This window comes from Sphaerisporangium krabiense (genome assembly GCF_014200435.1).
Classification (GTDB): Bacteria; Actinomycetota; Actinomycetes; order Streptosporangiales; family Streptosporangiaceae; genus Sphaerisporangium; species Sphaerisporangium krabiense.
In genome coordinates this window covers 314,206-332,548 of sequence record NZ_JACHBR010000001.1, presented here as the reverse complement: position 1 = coordinate 332,548, position 18,343 = coordinate 314,206, and the positions used below count along the sequence as shown (strand labels likewise).

The 18,343-nt window shown below is 75.4% G+C and carries 13 protein-coding genes; 5 read left to right on the top strand and 8 right to left on the bottom strand.

Translation table 11 applies throughout. The annotated features are described in order from the left end of the window. The 6 genes from BJ981_RS01440 to BJ981_RS01415 are packed head-to-tail and all read right to left on the bottom strand — an operon-like array spanning window position 1 to window position 9,867. Window positions 1-630, bottom strand: coding sequence for a hypothetical protein (locus BJ981_RS01440; RefSeq protein ID WP_184607940.1), 630 nt, complete (start codon window positions 628-630; stop codon window positions 1-3). A 4-nt stretch (window positions 631-634) separates the two neighbouring features. After that, window positions 635-3,991 carry a CHAT domain-containing protein gene (locus BJ981_RS38955; RefSeq protein WP_184607939.1) on the bottom strand — a complete coding sequence of 1,119 codons (3,357 nt, stop codon included), beginning with the start codon at window positions 3,989-3,991 and terminating at the stop codon, window positions 635-637. Continuing rightward, window positions 3,988-4,407 carry an FHA domain-containing protein gene (locus BJ981_RS01430; protein WP_184607938.1) on the bottom strand — a complete coding sequence of 140 codons (420 nt, stop codon included), beginning with the start codon at window positions 4,405-4,407 and terminating at the stop codon, window positions 3,988-3,990. Before BJ981_RS01430 ends, BJ981_RS38955 begins: the two co-directional genes overlap by 4 nt. Beyond that, entirely contained in the window at window positions 4,404-6,272 is a 1,869-nt protein-coding gene (locus BJ981_RS38950) for an AAA family ATPase (protein WP_204070155.1), read from the bottom strand. The genes BJ981_RS01430 and BJ981_RS38950 overlap by 4 nt, the downstream gene beginning before the upstream one ends. Further along, window positions 6,269-7,723, bottom strand: coding sequence for a hypothetical protein (locus tag BJ981_RS01420; RefSeq protein WP_184607937.1), 1,455 nt, complete (start codon window positions 7,721-7,723; stop codon window positions 6,269-6,271). Before BJ981_RS01420 ends, BJ981_RS38950 begins: the two co-directional genes overlap by 4 nt. Continuing rightward, window positions 7,720-9,867 (bottom strand): protein kinase domain-containing protein, encoded by a 2,148-nt coding sequence (locus BJ981_RS01415; RefSeq protein ID WP_184607936.1) that lies wholly within the window; start codon window positions 9,865-9,867, stop codon window positions 7,720-7,722. The genes BJ981_RS01420 and BJ981_RS01415 overlap by 4 nt, the downstream gene beginning before the upstream one ends. A gap of 190 nt (window positions 9,868-10,057) precedes the next feature. Here BJ981_RS01415 and BJ981_RS01410 point away from each other — a divergent pair, with 190 nt between their 5' ends. Genes BJ981_RS01410 through BJ981_RS01395 form a run of 4 tightly spaced genes read left to right on the top strand, consistent with a single transcriptional unit; the run spans window position 10,058 to window position 13,360 of the window. Further along, the gene (locus BJ981_RS01410; protein ID WP_184607935.1) at window positions 10,058-10,669 is read left to right on the top strand and encodes a hypothetical protein; all 612 of its coding nucleotides are present in this window, start codon (window positions 10,058-10,060) and stop codon (window positions 10,667-10,669) included. Beyond that, window positions 10,666-11,397, top strand: coding sequence for a hypothetical protein (locus BJ981_RS01405; protein ID WP_184607934.1), 732 nt, complete (start codon window positions 10,666-10,668; stop codon window positions 11,395-11,397). The genes BJ981_RS01410 and BJ981_RS01405 overlap by 4 nt, the downstream gene beginning before the upstream one ends. A gap of 11 nt (window positions 11,398-11,408) precedes the next feature. After that, a complete protein-coding gene (locus tag BJ981_RS01400; RefSeq protein ID WP_184607933.1) occupies window positions 11,409-12,707 on the top strand; it encodes a hypothetical protein in 1,299 nt (432 codons plus the stop codon). Further along, complete coding sequence (locus BJ981_RS01395; RefSeq protein WP_184607932.1) at window positions 12,704-13,360, top strand: 4Fe-4S single cluster domain-containing protein; 657 nt, start codon at window positions 12,704-12,706, stop codon at window positions 13,358-13,360. Before BJ981_RS01400 ends, BJ981_RS01395 begins: the two co-directional genes overlap by 4 nt. Window positions 13,361-13,376: 16 nt before the next feature. Here BJ981_RS01395 and BJ981_RS01390 read toward each other — a convergent pair whose 3' ends face one another. Then, the gene (locus BJ981_RS01390; RefSeq protein ID WP_184607931.1) at window positions 13,377-15,203 is read right to left on the bottom strand and encodes a hypothetical protein; all 1,827 of its coding nucleotides are present in this window, start codon (window positions 15,201-15,203) and stop codon (window positions 13,377-13,379) included. A gap of 344 nt (window positions 15,204-15,547) precedes the next feature. After that, entirely contained in the window at window positions 15,548-16,582 is a 1,035-nt protein-coding gene (locus BJ981_RS01385) for a S1C family serine protease (protein WP_239139150.1), read from the bottom strand. 369 nt (window positions 16,583-16,951) lie between these two features. Between BJ981_RS01385 and BJ981_RS01380 the strand changes: the two genes are divergently transcribed. Further along, window positions 16,952-18,148, top strand: coding sequence for a hypothetical protein (locus BJ981_RS01380; RefSeq protein ID WP_184607929.1), 1,197 nt, complete (start codon window positions 16,952-16,954; stop codon window positions 18,146-18,148). Window positions 18,149-18,343: the final 195 nt, after the last annotated feature.

Sequence of the window (18,343 nt, the reverse complement as noted above, 5' to 3'; positions counted from 1 at the left end):
TCACTCATCTCCCCGCACGGCGCGCGCCGCGGTGTACAGGTCCCCGTCGGGGACGACGCCGAGCAGGGCGGCCGGCACGGCGTCGAGCCGGCTGTTGGGACGGCACCACCAATCGGCCACCCCCCACGGGTCGGTGGCCGCGCCGAGCAGCTCGTTGACCGCGAGCACGACGGCGTGCGGCCGGCCCTCGGCGGTGAACTGGAAGGCCGGCAGCCGGTGGCCGCCCTCGGGGAGCGGCAGGCGCAGCAGGCCGGGCGTCGCGGGGTCGGCCCCCATGCCGCGCACCTCGTCGGGGGTGTGGCCGGGCTCGGCCAGCAGGTCAAGCCTGGCCAGGCGGGCGTCACGCTGGACGAAGGTCTCGGTGAGGCGGTCGACCGCCGCGTGCCACTCCACGGGCGTCCCGGTGGTCGCCCGCGACCCCCGCACGATCGCCTCCCGCACCGGGTGGTCGACGGGGAGCGAGTGGCGCAGCTCGTCGATCAGCCGCTGCCGGACGCCGCGCCTGGCGCGGTCGGTGGTGGCCGCGGCGAGGTCGGCGGCCAGGGCGTCCAGCGCCCGCGACCGCTCGGGCGCGAGCCGTTCGTGTACGTCGTCCCAGTGATCGGCCAGGGCCGTCAAGACGGGATCCATGCGCCTACCTTCCTTGGTGGGTGAACGCCGCCCAGGCGTCCGGGCGCGCCAGGTCGAGGGAGGAGTGCCGCAGCTCCTCGCGCAGCTCGGGAGGCATGGTGTCCGGGTACGGGCGGTCCGGGTCGAGCATCCAGAGCTGGGCGGCCCGCAGCGCGTCGGCCGGCGCGGCGGCGGCGAGGTGGTGGTGGAACATGAACATCAGGCCCGCGCTGCGCAGGTCGCCGACCTCCCACCGGCTCCCGACCACCGTCGCCGCGCCCGCCGCCAGGAACGCGGTCGCCAGCGTCAGCGCCTCGTCGTACGCGCCGGGCGTCCTGTCGGTCTCGCAGGCCGAGAGCACCACCAGCCCCCCGGGCGCGTCCGGCGGGCGGCCGAGCGCCCGGCGCAGCACGCGGGACGCCGGTAGCGGCTCGTGGTCGGGCGCGTCGTCGCCGGCGTCCTGCGGCGGCGCGGGCGCCAGCTTCAGGTGCGAGGACTCCGGGCCCGCTCCCGTAGAGGCGTGGCAGGCGAGGTGCAGCAGCGACGCGCCGAGGCCGTCGCGGGAGGGCAGGTGGTCGAGCACTTCGCCCGGCCGCCCCTCGCCGGAGGCGCCGGGAAGGTCCGGGCCGTAGAGCCGGGCCGTCGTGTAGAAGGCCGCGCGCAACGCGGCGATCTCGGGACGGGCGAGGCTCAGCGTCAGGGTCGGGTCGGCGACCAGCACCGGGTTGGCGTCGTAGGGACGCGGCGGCCTGCGCAGGGCGTCGGCGAGCTGGCGCCCGGACGCGGCGAACGAGATCACCGCGTCCTGGCAGGCGTACCGGCCGTCGCGGCGCGCCGCGTGCCAGGGGATCGCGCCCAGCGAGTCCATCGGCACCAGGACGATCCGCGGCGGCCGGTCCGGCGCCCAGGCGCGGGCCGCGCGCAGCAGCGGGGCGATCACCTCTCCGGCCCAGTCGCAGACCCGTGCCAGGGCGTCCGGGTGGGGGGAGGCGCCCACCTCGGGGGCCGGGCCCGCCGTTTCGCCGGGGACGAGGTCCAGCAGCGAGCCGTCGTCGCGCACGACCAGGATGTGCCCGACCGGCGCGTCTCCGGCGGGCACCAGGTAGGCCAGCGCGTCCATGCCCGCCGCCCGCACGGCCTCGGCGATCTCGGCCACCGACGGAGGGGGCAGCGGACGGCGTCCGGCCGCGTCGAGCGCCGCCAGGACGCGGTGGCGCAGGTCGCTCGGCACCTGCGCGCCCGTGCTCGCCACGAGCCGGTCGAAGAGTTCGTTCTGCGCACGCGCGCCGTGCGGCTGCCAGGGCACGACCTGGAAGCCTCCTTCAGAGTGCCGCCACTGGCGGCCCAGCTCCTCCTGGCCCGCCGCGGCGAGCAGCTCGGGGACGCCGGCGGCGGCCGTGGCGGCGTTGAGCACGAGGCCGCGCCCGCGTTCGAGCGCGGTGACGGCACGGCGTGGGTCGTCGGCCTCCAGGCACCAGGAGGCGACCTCGCGGGCCAGTCCGGCGCTGCCGCGCGCCACGATCAGGCCGTACCGCACCTCGGTCTGCAGCAGCACGTCCCTCTCCAGCGCCTCCAGCGCGGCCAGGCCCGCCTCGACGGCGGGCCCGGGGCCGGCGCGGCCGTCGCGCAGGCGCAGCGCCCGCGCGAGGTCGGTCAGCAACTGGCCCGCGGCCGGGCTGAACGGGTCCTCCGCGAGCAGTTCCCGCGCCCGGGTGAACGCCTGGACCGCCTCCTCCAACCGGTGCGCGCCGCCGCCGTACCCGTACAGGGCGAGCAGCGCGCCGCCGAGGCCGGCCCGCAGGTGCAGCCGCTCGCCGAGGACGGAGCGCGGCCCGTCCGCGGCCGCCCTCAGCATCCGCAGCCCCTCCTCGGTCTGGGCGTCGTCGCCGTCCATGGTCCCGACGAGCACCCGTCCGAGGCCCCCGGTGCCGAGCATGGCGCCCCGCGCGGCGGGCGGCGCGTCGTCGCGGTCCTCGGCCGCCTGGGCGAGCAGCTCCGCGCCCGCGCGGACCTCGGCCATGTCGGACGACAGGTTGCCGCGCATCACCCGGGCGAACCCGAGCGCCATCACGAGGTGCGGCCACATGACGTGCTCCCGGGGCAGCCTTTCGACGGCCTCGGCGATGTCGGCCAGCGCGGTGTCCAGGTCCCCTCCGGTGTCGCTCCAGTCCCCGTGCAGGACGCGCAGCAGACCGGACAGGGCGTGGATGACCAGGAGGTCGTGGTTGCCCTGCGCGCCGGAGGCGAGCTGGTCGCGCATGCGTTCCCGGGCGAGCAGCAGGTACGCGCCCGCCGCCTCGGTGTTCTCCACGCCGCCCCTGCGCATCCAGTCGACGCTGAGCGTCATGGCGAGCATCGCCAGCACGACGGGGGACAGCTCCGACTCCTCCAGCAGCTCGCCGGCCATCCGCGCGAAGTCGGCGACGGCCGCGTCGTGCGACTCCTGGGCGCCGTCGCCGAAGGCCGTGGTGACCCGCGCCATGCCGGCGACGAAGCGGTCATAGGCGGAGCCGTCGGGCAGGTCGAGGGCGCGTTCGGCCATGCGCAGCGCCTCGGTGGCCTCGGACGGGTCGCCGCAGGCCGCCGCCGCGGTGAGCGCCGCGCCCGCCGCCCTGCGCAGGGACAGCGCCCACATCGGGTGGTGCTCGAACGGCTCCATGCGCGTCCAGGCGCTCTTCATGACGTCGTTCATCCGGGCGAGGCCGTCGGGTGTGGCGGCGCCGGGGCCGCCGGTGGCGCTCAGCACCAGGTCGGTGAGGACCATCGGGCCCAGCATGTGGTCGTCGCCGAGCGGCTCGAGCGCCTCCCGCGCCTCCTCCACCGCGTCCGCGGGGCCCTCCCCGCCCGTGATCCTCATGCTCGCCCGGGCCCAGGCGAGCAGGGCGGAAAGCTCCTGGTGGCCGGGGGCGCCGGGCGAGACGCGGTCCAGGGCCTGCTCCAGCAGGCCGCTGACCGCGGGGATGTCGGGGCCGGCCTGCGTCGCCTCCAGCAGCGACGCCGAGGTCATCGCGACGGCGGCCATGTCGCGCACGTGCTGGGGCAGCGCGTCGCCGGCGTTCACGCCGCGGGCCAGGCCCTCCCGCGCGCGGGCGAGGTCGGCGCGGGTGCGCGGGTCGGAGACGTCGGCGATCGTGGGCGGGAACGCGAACAGCGTGCGCATGTCGAGGGTGGCGGCGCCGCCCTCGGGCAGGCGGACCACCCGCAGCATGAGCATCAGCCCGAGGATCGTGTGGGCCGCCGCCGTGGCCTCCTCACCGAGGCCGCCCGCCGTGGTCAGCGCCTCGTACCGGGCGATCACCTCGTCCAGCTCGGCGGGCGTGCCGCCGTCCCTCAGGTAGCGGACGGCGAGCAGCAGGTCCCCCTGCGGGATCCGGTCGTTCACCGCGCCTCCTCCGGTAACGAGACCCGCGCGGAGAGCTGGGTGGACAGGCGCAGCGTGCAGCCGTCCCCGAGCGTGGTGGACAGGCCCTTGCGGACCGCGGCGCCGTCCACGTAGGTGTCGTTGCGGGTGTCGTCCTCGGCGACGACGTACGCCGTGCCGTTGCCGCGCAGGCCGACCGTGGCGTGCCGGCGCGAGACGCGGGCGAAGGCGCCGAGCCAGCCGGCGTGCCCGGACCATTCCGGGTCGCGGCCGAGCCTGACCTCCTCGCCCGGGCCGACCTCGACGACCGTGCCGTCCTGGAAGGACAGCCGCAGCGCGGCCACCCTGACCTCGGCGAGCGGGGAATGGTCGTGGGGGCAGGTGAAGGCCGAGGCGTCCTCGGTGGTGTAGTCGCAGTACGGGCATTTCCTGGTCATCGCAGCTCCAGGGAGACGGTCCCGGCATGCTCACGGATGCCGGCGACGTGGACGGCCGAGCCCGCGCGGGCGTCCCCGTCGAACAGGGCGCGGGCGAGAGGGTTGACGAAGCGGGACTCCAGCACGGTCCCGACGCCGCGCCCGCCGTTCTCCAGCGTCTCGGGGCCGGTGCAGCGGGCCCGCAGGTGGTCGCGCACCGCCCCGTCGATGGTGACCGTGATGTGCTGGGTGTCGAGCACGCGCCGGACGATGTTGCCGAGCTGCAGCTCGAAGATCTTGCCGGCGGTGTCCTGGTCGATGTACCGGAACACCACGATGTTGTCCCCGAACCTGTTCAGCAGTTCCGGCCGCCCGAGCTCCTCCAGGAAGTGCCGCTTGACGGCTTCCAGCACCTTGACGGTGAGCGTGGGGTAGTCGTCCTCCGGCGAGGCGTTCCTGACCTTGTGCCGGCCGGCGGGGGCGTCGGGGTCGGGGACCATGATGCCGAGGTTGGAGGTGAACACGAGCACGCACTCGGAGAAGTACGTGGTCACCCCCTGCCCGTCGGTCAGACGGCCGTCCTCCAGGATCTGCAGGAACTTGTCCAGGATGCGCGGGTGGGCCTTCTCGATCTCGTCGAACAGGATGACGCGGAAGGGGTTGCGGCGCACGGCGCCGGTGAGCTCGCCGCCCGCCTCGTAGCCGACGTAGCCCGGCGGCGCGCCGATGAGCCGGTCGGCGGCCTGCTCGGCGGAGAACTCGCTCATGTCGAACCGCAGCGGCTCCGAGCGGGTGCCGAACAGCAGCGCGGCGATCGCCTTGGCCAGCTCGGTCTTGCCGACGCCGGTCGGGCCGGCGAAGAACAGCGTGCCGCGCGGGCGGGTGGCCGAGGAGGTGGCCTGCGCGCCGGACAGGCCGAGCACCGCCCGCTTGAGGATGTCGAGCGTCTTGGTGACCGCCTGCTCCTGTCCCATGACCCGGTGGACGATCTCCTGCTCTCCTTGCCTGATCATGTCGCGCAGGTGGTCGCCGTGCCAGGGGTTGTTCTCGACGCCGAACTTGTACACGCGGATGGCGTCGGCGAGCCCGGTGTAGTCGGCGCCGCGGTCCTTGGTGAGCGTGCGCACCTCCTGCATGGCCCGCAGCGTCATGCCGTCGGTCTGCTCGGCGTAGTGCCTGACCACCTCCCCGGCCTCGCGGTCGTCGGCGGACAGGCCGAGCAGGGACGCCTCCAGCGCGGCGGCGCGCAGCCGCAGCTCCAGGTCGGGCAGCGGGACGCCGATGGAGCGGACCCGCTCGTTGCCCATCACCATGCCGGCGGGCAGGTCCCGCTCGCCGTCGACCAGCCAGATCACGGGGTTGAAGAGCCGGCCGGGGCGGCCGGGCGGGCCGGTGAGCGGCTCCGCCGTCTGCGACAGCTTCTCGGCGAACCGGAAGAACTGCTGCTCCTCGCGCTGCGGGTGCGCGGGGGCGCCGGTGATGCGGGAGGCGTAGTCCATCACGAAGGCCGCCCTGCGCCGCGCGCCGCGGCCCGTGACCGCGGTGAGCACCGCCTCCAGCTCGGCCAGGGTGTGGCGGCGGTCCCATTTCGCCGAGGGCAGCAGGTCCTCGGCCGCCTTCCTGGTCGCCTCGGGGCCGCCGCCGAACGGCGGGACGGTCAGCAGGCGGTCGATGGGGTCGAAGACGATCACGCACTCGTAGCCGTGGGCGTACAGGGCCTCGCACAGGGTGGGGATGATCGGGATCAGCACCGGTGAGCGGGCGCCCGCGGGCGTGATGAGGAACCGGTCGCGGATGTTGCCGTGCAGGATGTACTGCGCGTGCACCGGCAGGGTGGCGCACAGCTCCCTGACGAAGTGCGGCATCTCGCCGGGCGGGCGGGTCACGGGCGGGACCTCCTCCGGGGCTCGTGGGTCGCCGCGCTCCCTTCTGCGTCCTGCCAGGTGTCCTGTGTCGTGTTCTGGTCCACGGCGGCGCGGACGTCCTCCCTGATCTCCTCCTCGTGCTCGGGGACGAGGGCGGCGGAGACGCCGGCGACGGTCAGCGCCCCTTCGGCCCGCCGCCACGTCTCGCGCCACGCGGCGACGTGCCCCGGGTCGGGGCCGGGCGAGCCGGACGGCCCGCGCAGCGTCGCGGACATGCGCATGCGCGGGTCCACGCCGATGTCCACCGCGTGCCGCCGCCAGTCGGGGTGCGAGGCGCGCAGCGTGCCGGACACCGTGACGTCCACGTCCAGGCCGAGCCCGGTGAGCGTCTCGCGGACCAGGTCGAGGGCGTACCGCTGCTCGCGCGCCCGGGTGGCGGCGGCGAGCGCGCGGTCCGCCTCGGCCCTGAGGTCCTCGTCGAGCCGGGCGCGGCCGTCGCGCACCTCCCGCAGCCGGTCGCGCAGCGCGGTGTGGTCGTCGTCGGGGGAGTCGAGCGCGCCGAGGTAGACGGCGGCGCGCCTGGCGTCGCGCACGGCGCGGTTGGCCTGCGCGATCGCGTCGTTCAGCTCGATCAGCCACGCGCCGGCCGCCGGGCCGCCCGCGTGCGCGCGGACGGCGGCGGCCGTTCTGAGGACGGCGGCGAGGTCCCGGGCGGTGGCCTCGGGGTCCAGCCCGGCCAGCGCGGCGGCGACCTTGTGGTCCGGGTCGGACGCCGGGGGCGCGGCGGGTCTCGCGGCGTCGCCCCAGAGCGCGGCGAATCGGCCGGGGTCCTCCCACACGGCGTCCTGCCCCGGCGGCGGCGCGGCCCGCAACGCGTCCAGCGCGGCGCGCCGCCGCCGCCGTGCCACCACGGGGACGGCCTTGGCGAGCGCCTGGTCGGTGGCGCGGCACCAGTCGGCGAGCTGCCGCACGGTCGACCCGGCGATCCGGCGCGGCGCGGGCAGGTCGGGGTCGTCCGGTCCGAGGGACGCGCTCAGCGCGGCGATGCGCGCGTTGCGCTGGGCGACGGCGGCCACCGCGTCGGCCCACAGCTCCTGCGCCTCCTGTTCGGCGAGCGTGGTCCCGCGCTCCAGCTCGATGCGGTCGCCGAGGTCGATGAGCCGGTCGACGCCCGCTCCGACCAGGCGGGCCGCGCCGTAGGTGACGAGCACCGCGGCGGCCGTCGCCAGGATCGGGGTGAACAGCGTGACCGCGGCGGTGACGCCGGCCTGGCCGCCGAGGCCCGCCGCGACGCCCGCGCCTCCGGCCTTCACGCCCGCGATGCCCGCGGCGATCCCGGCCTTGCCGCCCGCGACCCCTGCCGCGTTGGCGACGGCGGTGTTGGCCAGCGCGGCGAGCTGGGCGGTGTGCGCGGCCTGGGCGGCGGTGACGAAGTTGGTGACCGAGACGATCCCGGCCTTGGCTGAGCTCATGAGGCGCTCCGGAGAAGGGCCGGCGGGTCGGCCGGGGCGGTGACGGGCCCGGCGCCGGCGCGCCGGCGCCGGGCGCGGACCACCAGCCAGGCGAGGTGGGCGACGATCGCGCCCGCGGGCAGCAGCACCGGGGCGAGGGACAGGGCCAGGGACAGCGCCGCGACCAGGCCGGTCAGGACCAGCAGGGACGCCCACCTGCGCCCGCGCAGCGGCCTCAGGGCCCGGCGGGCGGCGAGGATCATGGTCGCGGCCAGGGAGTGGCGCGGGTGGTAGGCGCGGCCGAGCCAGGCGGCGAACGGGATCTCGGTCACCGCCATGACCAGCACGCACAGCGCCGCCCACAGCCACGACACCGCGATGGCCCGCGCCGAGGCGATGTCCACGAGATCGCTGAGGGTCAGCGCGATCACCCACAGGAACGCCGGGACCGCCACCGCCATGGCCGCCCAGCCGAGCGCCGTGGAACGCTGCGTGCGGTCCAGCCACTCGCGCAGCGCCGTGCGCCGCCGGTCGTCCAGCCAGGCCCGCCACACCTCGTGCCGCTCGTGCGCGTAGGTCTCGGCGGCGTCGCACAGCAGGGCGGCCACCAGCGTGGCCACCGGGTCGTCCCGCGCGGCCAGGCGCGTGAACCAGGGGACGGGCACGCGCATCTCGGCGAGCAGGGCGCGGGTCCTCGCCACCTCCTTGCGCGCCTCCGCCGCGCGTCCCCGTTCCGCGGCGAGCAGCAGCAGCTCGGCCCGCGCGAGGGCCGGGTCCAGGTCGCGCACGGGCGTCCCCGCGTACTCGGGCGCGGCGACGAGGGCGCGGCGGCGCTCCTCGTCCCGCCGCCACCGCGCGTCGTAGGCGGCGAGCCCGTGCCCGCCCTCGGCGCCGTCCAGGACGGTGAGCAGGCCGTACCGCCACAAGTCGGACACCACGGCGGGCCAGTGGGCCGTGTGGGCGACGGCCCGCCTGGCGATGGCGGGGATGTGCTCGGGCAGCAGCGGGTGCCCGCGGTACCAGGGCGGGCCCTGCGGGCTGAGCGCCCGGATCAGGTACAGCAGCGCGATGTCGGGGGAGGGGTGCGCGGGGACCGGCCGGTCCACCTCGGGGAAGTGGGCGAGCCAGGCGTCCAGCTCCTCCCGGTGCTCGGCGGCCCAGCCCGTCGCGGCGGTCCACCCGCGGGCGAGCGCGGCGGCCAGCTCGGCGGGGGAGGAGTAGGAGGCGCCGAGGAACGGCGGGGAACCGTGCGCGGCCGTCGGCTCCGGCGCGCGGGCCAGGGCGGGCGGGTCGCCGTCCAGCCACCGCCGCACCTGCGCGTACTTCCACCGGTCGTCGGGGTTGCGCAGCAGGAGGCCCTGGCAGAGCAGGCGCAGCGCCGGGTCCTCGACGGCGCTCACGTCCAGCGGGTTCACCGCGACGTGCGCGGTGTACGCCTTGTCGCCGACGGGCAGCGGGTGCCGGCCGAGGGCCAGCTCGGCGAGGGTGACGCCGAGGGACCACCAGTCGTCGTCGGCCGAGACCAGCCCCATGATGGCCTGCGGGGACATGTAGCGGGTCGTCCCCGAGGCCCGCGCGACGCGGCCGAGGTCGTCCTCGGTCCGGCGGGCCACGCCGAAGTCGGCGAGGCCGATCCGCAGCGGGTCGCGGTTCCTGACCAGGATGTTGTCCGGCTTGATGTCGCGGTGCCGGATGTAGTCGCCGTGCAGGTCGCGCAGGGCGTCGGCGCACTGGCCCGCGACCTCGCGCAGCGCGCCCGCCGGCAGGCCGCCCGGGTGCTCGACCAGCAGGTCGCGCAGGGTGCCGTACGGCAGGTACTCGCCGAGCTCCCACGGCGGGTCGGCGTCGGCGTCCCACTCGCGGGGCTTGACGACGTAGGGGCTGGTGACGCGGGCGAGCGCGGCGTAGACCTCGGCGCGCTCCGCCGACGGGCCGTCGTAGACCTTGAGCACCACGGGCTCGCCGCCCTCCCGCGCCAGGTACACGCGGGCCTCTCCCGACAGCTCGGTCAGCGGCTCGATCGCGCCGAGCCGGGCCCGCAGGGCCTCGGGCGGCACGGTCGCGCGGCCCGGCGTGCCGTGGCCTTCGTCGGCGACGGTCGCGGCGGGCGGCGGCGGGTCCGGAACGGTCGGCGGGGCGGATCCCGGAGAAGGGGCTGGTATCACGAGGCCGATTGTCGGCCGCGCGAGCCGTGTCCCGCACTACCGGCAATTTAGTCGCACCACCATAAATCCAAAGCAGCGATATTCCCGGGATGTGGGCATTCTGGGGCGTGTGACATTTCCGTTGATGCATTCGCGGTGGTTTGCCGGGTCTGGCGGGGAAAGCGGGAAAAGCGACTCCGTCCAGGGCGACATGAGACGCGCCCGCCTGTCGTACCGCGACCGGACGGAGGCCGCGCGCATGGGGCGCAGGGACGGCCGCAGATCCATCCCGCCGATCCCCGGCTCGGGCGAGGCCGTGGCCACCGCGTACTCCCGGCAACTGGAGCACCGGGCGCACCGCGCGTCCAAGCAGATCCAGGTCCGGCTCAGGCGCGAGGGCGTCAAGCACGTCATGCTCGTCCACGGGCTCGCCGAGACCCTCCTGGTCAACCACCGGCTCAGGGGAGAGGTCGGCGAGGGGGACGCCGCGCGGTTCCTGCGCGCCCTCACCCGGTGGACGGCCACGGTCGAGCAGGGCCGCCGCCGCGCCCAGGCCGCCGCCGACCACGCCAACCAGCTCCTGCACTGGTACTGGACGCACGTCATGCAGGAGCACCCCGCGGCGGCGAAGGCCGTCCGCTCCCTCCCCGTCCCCGTCGCGATCGTCCCCGACCCGATCTGGGACAAGCCGGACGTCCTGCTCTTCCTGCGCGTCCACGCGGACGACGAACTCGGCACCGCGCGGATGATCCGCGTCATCACCCGCGCCCTCGAACTGACCGCCGGCTGCGACGATCGCGGCCCTTCCGGAGAACCGACATGAAGAAGATCCACCACCTGGCGTCGCTCGCGACCGCCGCGGTGGCTTTCTGCGCCGCGCTCACCGCCTGCGGCGAGGAGGCGCCGGCCCTCACGAGCCCGTGCGCGGTCGTCGTGGACGGCTCGGGCTCGGGCACCCGCCTGGACGCCGCCCGGCTGCTGCGCGAGCACCTCGCCGACTTCCTGTACGCCAAGGGCTGCGCCACGCTGGCGTTCTCGCCGATCACCGGGGCGTCGGAGTCGACCAAGTGCAACTATCCCAACGTCGACCTCGACCCGGCCGCCGTGCCGGGCGCCGACGTCACGGCCCTGCGCAGGCGCGCCTACAAGCAGGCGGAGAAGACCGCCGCGGACGTGCTCGACTGCGCGAAGAAGGAGGGCGCGACCGAGGCGCCGGGGTCCGACGTCCTCGGCGGCATCAGCAAGGCGGTCGGCACGCGACCCGAGGGGACCGGCGCCTACCACATCCTCGTGATCAGCGACTTCGCGCAGTCCGACTCGACCGTCGACCTCTACCACGACAGCCTCGCGCCCGCCGACCGGGAGATGATCATCGCGAGGCTGAACGCGAAGGCCCGCATCCCCGACCTGAGCGGGACCACCATCACCTACTACGGCTTCGGCGCGGGCTACGCCCCCTCGCAGGCGGGACGGGTCGCCCTGCTGCGGGCCTTCTGGGCCGAGCTCGTCACCGGCCCCGGCCACGGGACCGCCCCCGTCCAGGGAAACTGAGGGAGACCGCGATGCCCAAGCGTGAACGGCGGACCCCGCGACGGTACGGCAAGCTGATCCGCCGGGCGAGGAAGGACGGCCGCGGAGGCGGCAGGTCCGGCAAGTACGACGAATGGTCCCTCCTCGACGACTACCGGCTGCCCTACGCGCGCATGCTGGACGCCAGGCTGGAGCAGACCCTGGCCTCCCTGCGCGCCGAGGCCGCCGACGCCGAGTCCCGCCACTTCGACCGCGTGGCCCGGGAGCGGGACAAGGCCGGGGCCGCGGCCGGCCACATCGCGCCGACCGAGGACGCCATCCGCCGGGCCGGCGCGTTCATGGACCGGGCGCTGGCGCAGATGGACGCGGTGGCGCTGCGCGAGGCCCGCGTCCGCGACGACCTCGACCAGGAGGCGTCACGGCGCCGGCGCGGCGAGACCGAACGGCCGCCCGACATGCCCGGCGACTTCGCCTCCGGGACGCCCGCGACGCTGATCGACCCCGCCCTCGGCGGCGACGCCGCGCGGGCGCGGGCCGGGAGCCCCGAGCCCGCGTGGGAGGGGCCGTTCGGCCGGCAGATGCCGCCATGGCTCAAATGGGCGCTGATCGCCCTGCTCGTCGCGATCGAGTTCCCCGTGCAGTGGCAGATCTTCCACCTCATGGACCCCGACTGGCGGGTCGCGCTGCCGTTCGCCGTCTCGGTGGCCTTCGTGATGGGCTTCCTGCCGCACCTGGCCGGGGTCTTCTACCGGGCGCGCCGCGCCGGCGGGGCCGAGAGGATCAGCGGCGGGCTGGCCATGATCGTGCTGATCCCGTGGGCCGCGCTGGCCGTCTTCTTCGGCGACCTGCGCCGGCGCGTCCTGCTCGCGCCGGTGTACGGGACCGACCCGCGCGAGGGCGACACGCCGGTCCCCATGCTGGTGGACCGGCTGCACCTGGACTGGTTCACGGTCAGCGTGATGTTCGGCGCGCTGCTCCTGCTCGCCGGCGCGCTCGCCTTCCTGCTCGGCATCGCCGACGACCACCCTCTCGTGGCGGCCTACAGGGGCGCCGCCAGACGACAGGAGGCCCTGGTCAAACGGCTGCGCCAGACCCGCGCCGCCATGGAGGCCGCCGAGGCCCGCCTCGGGGACATGGACGAACGCCGCGCGGCGCGGCACCGGGCGCAGGAGCACCGCGAGCGGGAGGCGCGCGCCGCGCACGACACCGCCCAGGCCGCGTACGTGGACGCGGTCACCACGGTGCTGCGCAAGCCCAACGCCACCCAGGCCGCCGCGCAGCCGAGGATGCGCGACGACACGCCGTTCCGGCCGCGCGAGAACACCCGGTGACCGCCCTGCGCGTGGGGCGCGTCCACTACCCGGTCACCGCGCTCGGCCCCGGGCGCAGGCTCGGCGTCTGGACCCAGGGATGCCCGCTGGCCTGCCCGGGCTGCATGTCCCGCGACACCTGGGACCCGGCGGGCGGCGAACCGGCGCCGGTCGCCGGCCTGGAGGCGCTGTGGCGGGCCGCGCTCGCCGCGGGCGCGGACGGGCTCACCGTGTCAGGCGGCGAGCCGCTCGCCCAGCCCGGTCCCCTGGCGGCCTTCCTGGACCGCGCGCGGGCGGTCCGCGACGCCGTACGCCCGGAGGCGGACATCCTCCTCTACACCGGCTACGAGCTGGAGGAACTGGACGAGCCGCGCCTGGCCGCCGTCGCGCACGCCGACGTCCTGATCACCGGGAGGTACGAGGTGACGCGCCCGACCCGGCTGCCGTGGCGGGGGTCGGCCGGCCAGCGGCTGATCGCGCGGACCGATCTCGGCCGGGCCCGCTACGCCGCTCGGGCGGACACCCCCGCGGACCGGGTCCCGGTGCAGGTCGTCCCGGACGGCCGGGGCGGCGTGCTGGTCATCGGCGTGCCGCCCCCCGGCACGCTGGCACGCATGGAGCGTGCCCTGCGCGCCGGGGGAGTGCGCCTGGACCGGCCCTCGTGGCGGCCCTGAGCGGCGGCCCCGGATGTCAGCCGTCCAGCCGGAGCAGGCGGCGCAGCCGGGTCATCTCGTCGGTGGTCTCCAAGTCGGCGTCCAGCGGCCACCGTCCGGGCGGCGGCAGCGCCTTCAGCAGCGCGACCGCGCGCGGGTCGCCCTCCCGGCGCGCCAGCCGCACCTGACCCAGCACCGCGGCCAGGCGCAGCGGGTGCGCCTCGTCGAGCGCGGGGTCGTCCACGATCCACTGGTAGTCGCGCCAGGCGTCCTCGTGGACGCCGGCCGCCTCGGCGCACTCGGCCAGCTCCAGGCGGGTGGCGGCGACGGCGGGATGCCAGGCGAACAGGCGTCCCGCCGCGATGCGCCGCTCCTGGGCGTCCCCGACCCGCCGCGCCTCCTCGAACGCCCCCGCCACGTCCGGCGCGCCCCGCAGCAGCCGTGCCCTGGCCCAGCCGAACTCGTCGAAGAGCTGGTCGTCGGCCTCGACCCCCCAGTCGAGGGCCTCCTGCCTGCGCGCTGCCAGCGCCGCCGCGTCACCGCCCGCGACGGCGTGCAGGATCAGCGCCTCGAACGCCAGCCGCGGCGACACCCGCCGGGCGTACCAGGACCAGTGGTCGACCGGCTCGGCGAGGACCGCCCGCGCCCGCGCGGGCCGCGCCAGGTCCAGCTCGCAGCGGGCGCGCTCGATCCGGTCCTCCAGGCACGGCGTCGCGCGGTGCGCGTGCTCCGCGGCGGTCATGCGCTCCAGGGCCTCGCCCGGCCGTCCCGCCCGCCGCAGCACCCGCGCGTGCAGCAGCAGGTCCTTCGCGTGCCCGGCGGCGTCGACAGGAGCGCCGGCGAGCTGGAAGGCCAGGCTCAGGGCCCGCGTGACGTAGCCGTGCTCGGCCAGCGCGAGCGCGTGCACGCGTTCGCTCGGCCGCAGCCGCGCGTCGCGCGCCGGGCCGTCCTCGCGGGCGTGTGCCCGCAGGGACTGGTGGATCTCGGCCAGCGCGCGGTCGGGACGGCCGCTCAGCGCCGACAGCTCCGCGCGGTCGGACAGGGCACGGGTGACCCGGGGGTCGGTCTCGCCCAGCCGGGCCCTGGCCGTGTGCTCCGACTCCGCCAGCAGCGCACCGGCCCTGTCCCAGTCGCCGAGCCGCAGCGCGGCCAGCCCGGCCCTGCTCAGGGAGTCCGAGCAGCGTTCCCAGTTTTCCGCGCGGGCCGCCTCCCGCGCCGCCTCGACGTAGGCGTCCACCGTGGCGGGCAGGTCGTGGCGGCCGTCGAGCATGCTGCGCGCCAGGCGGGTCAGCGGGGGCTCGGCCGCGTCGCCCGCGCGCAGGTCGTGCTCGGCGCGTTCCCGCTGCTCGGCCGCGGGCCCGGCCCGTCCGACGACGCACTGCTGGAACCAGAAGCTCCACAGGGCTTCGGCGCGCACCGCGCGGCCGCCGGTGTTCTGCGCCGACATGCGCACCGCCAGGTCGGACAGCAGGTCGGCGTCCAGGCGCAGGTCGTGGCCGCCCACCACGTGGACCGGGCTGTGCGCGGCCGCCAGGACCGGCGCCAGCCAGTCGGACAGCACGCCACAGCGTCCGTGGCGGGCGGCCTGGAGGATGGGGCCCACCACCGCGTCGCGGTGCAGCGGACCGTTCAGGTCGGCGGCGGCCTCGGGGACGGCCCGCAGCACCGCCCGGTACAGGCCGCGTTCGCGGGACAGGAAGGCGAGCACGCGCGCGAACGCGTCGGTGAGGAAGGTCCGCGCCTCCACCAAGGAGGTCAGGGACGCCGGCACCTCGATGCCGCCCTCGCACCCGGCGAAGGGCTGCCAGGCGGTCCATCCCGCGAGCAGCGCGGCGGACGCCTTGGTGCCCACCTGCTTGCGCACCCACTCGGGGCTCCAGCCGTCCCCCTCGGCAGGCCGCCGCCCCTTCCCGGTGTGCGGGATATTCTGGATATTACGTCCGATTTCGGCTAAGGATACTTTTTTGTACTCTTTTCCGCGCAGCATGGCCGCGGTCGCCACGCCGATTTCCATCAGGGTCCTGTCCATGGGGGATCGCCTCGCTATGTGGCCGCCTGCGTCTCGTGCCGGTAACTGTCTGAGGACGCAGGGCGGCGCGCATAAGTTGCGCGATTCTTGGCAAAGACCGGATATCGCCCTAATAACAACCTATTTACGACCAGAGAGGAGCCGCGGCCTCGTCCGGAGGGCGTGGGGGGAGGTGCCGGCTAGCTTCCGGCGAGGACGCCGAGGGTGACGCTCACCGTCGTGGTCTTCCCGTCGGGGTGCAGGAGTTCCACACTGGCCTTGGCGCCCGGGATGAGTCCCGCGAGCACCTCCGACAGCGCGGCGGCGGTCGGGGTCTGCTTTCCGTTGACGCTCAGGATGATGTCGCCCGGTCTGATGCCCGCCTTGGCGGAGCCGCCGTTCGGGTCCACCTGGGCGACGCCCACGCCGACCGGCTGCCCGTCGGGCCCGACCACGGTGTTGACCCGGATCCCGAGGGCCGCGCGGCGGGTGTTCGTCACCCGGCCGTACTTGATGATCTGCTCGGCGACGTCCTTGGCCGTGCTGCTGGGGATGGCGAACCCGATGCCCGGGGCCGCGCCGCCGCCCAGGTCGGGGTTGATCGCCGCGAGCGTCGGGATGCCGATGACCTCACCGCCGAGGCTCGTCAGGGCGCCGCCGCTGTTGCCCGGGTTGATCGCGGCGGAGGTCTGGATCGCGTTGGTGATGGTGGCGCCCGGCGACCCCTCGCCCTGCGGTTCCGTCACCGTGCGGCCGAGCGCCGAGACGATGCCGTTCGTCACGCTGCCGGACAGTCCGAGCGGGTTGCCCATCGCCAGGACGATCTGCCCCACCCTGAGCTTGGTCGAGTCGCCGAACCGCGCGGGCGTGAGCCCCGAACGGTCGGTGACCCGGATGACGGCCAGGTCGCCGAGCGGGTAGGACGCGACGAGGTTGGCCTTGCGCGGCTTGCCGCCGGTGGCGAGCGTCACCTCGAAGTTCTTGGACTTGCCCACGACATGGGCGTTGGTCAGGATGTGCCCGTCGGTGTCGTACACGACCCCCGAGCCGAGGCCGCCGCGCGTGGTGATCTGCACGATCGACGGCAGGACCTGCGCGATGGTCCGCTCGTACGCCTGCTCCTCGGCCACGGCGCCGGGCGGCGGCGTCGTGTCCGTCCCTGTGTAGGCCGTGTTCGTCGCGGCGGGCGACCCGGTGAGGGCGCAGCCGCCGACCACCAGGGCCACGGCGGGCACGGCTGCGGCGGCGCGACGCGCACGCCCGGAACGCCGGATACCTGGTGTCATTGCCATGGATGAGGTGGTTCCCGGCTGTCTCACCTGAGATACCCGCCATTTCGGACCAATGAGTAGATCTTGGTGCGCCTTAGGTGAAGTGTGGTCGTTGGTAACGGGAGTGACGTTCTTCGTACGAGGGCTCGGTCCGAGCCCGTCACCTGCTCAGGCGCGGCATATTGGTGGGGTGGCACGCCACATGCATCGGCATTTGTGACGTAGTCTGCCGACATGGTGGACGGCTCGGGAAAGATCCCTGACCGCCCTGGTGCAGGGCGGCCTCCGGCGTACGTCCCCTCCTATGAGGCGCCCACCACGCCGATGCCCCGGATGACGCCCGACCAACTGGCGGCCGTCGTCGCGGCGGCGGGCGCGAACGGCGCGCGAACCGCGGAGGAGCTCGCCCGCGCCGCGCGGAAGGACGTCCCGGACGACGGCGAGGACCCCACCGGCGACACCGGCGACACCGGCCGCGCCGATGACACGGTCGACGTCCGGCGCGGGCGTGGATCGTTCCCGCACCCGTACGGACGCGTCGCCGCCGAACCGGCCGCACGCGAGCCCGGCGCGCGTGAGCCCGCCGCCGGCCCCACGCCCGACGAGTCCGGCATCCCGACGACGCCGAGGCTCCGCGTCCCCGGCAGGCCGGTCGTGGTCGCGCGGCCGAAGGACGACATCCCGGCCGCCGAGCCCGCCGAGTCGCCGGGGTTCCCGTCCTGGGAGCGCGAGGAGCCTCGCCCCCGCCTGGCGGGGCCGCGTCCCGCGAGGGTGGGCCCGGTGCGCCGCTGGACGAGGGCGGCGCTCCTGCGGCTCGGCGACATCCCCGTCAGGGCGGTGTACGGCGTCGGCGCGGCGCTGGTCACGGCGCTGGTCGTCGTGCTGGTGTTCGTGCTGTTCTCCGGCGACCGGCCCGAGCAGGCGCCGGCCGGTTCCGCGGGAGGCGGCGGCCCGGCTCCGTCGAAGGCGTCGCGCGCCCCCGCGCCGAAGCCCATCGCCGTGCCTCCGGTGCCCGCGGCCAAGCCGATGACGGTCTTCCCGGCCCCCGGCACCTCGGTGGCCTCGTACGTGCAGGACAAGAAGGCGCGCCTCAGCTACCCGCGCTACGCCGCCCCGTGGGCGAAGGCGGCACAGGAGGGCTTCTCCGCGGCGCAGCGGACCGGGACGTCCGGGCGGCAGGCGTTGATCGGCTCCGCGCCGCTTCCGGTCGCCGTGCCGAAGCGGCCCGCCACCTACGAGGACTACCGCGCGCTGGCGGGCAAGGCCGTCAAGTGGAGCCTGCGCCACCAGCCCGCGGGGTCGAAGTTCGCCTGGACGGCGTCGCAGCGCACCCCGTACGGCCTCGGGTGGATGCTCGGGTACAAGGTGACCTACGTCGTGCAGGGCAAGAAGCAGTCCGCGCAGGCGTTCGTGATGGTCCTCGCGAACGGCGGCAAGAAGCCGGGGATGCTGTTCGCCACGGTGCCGGACACCCGCAAGGCTCTCTACTACGACCTCAACATGCTCTTCTGGACGGTTCGTCCCCTCTGATCCCTTTCCGGGGAATGGTTGACGGTCCGTGATCGCCGCGTGGATGCGGGCGGGCGGGCGTGCGGGAAAACGCCGGGCAAGGTGGCGCCCAAGGCCCTCTGGTGGTGACGCTGTGTAGTGGGTAGGTTGGGCGAGGCCCGGCCCGTGGACGGTCATGGCCATGGAAGCATCTTCTAGAATATGATTCTGTCACGC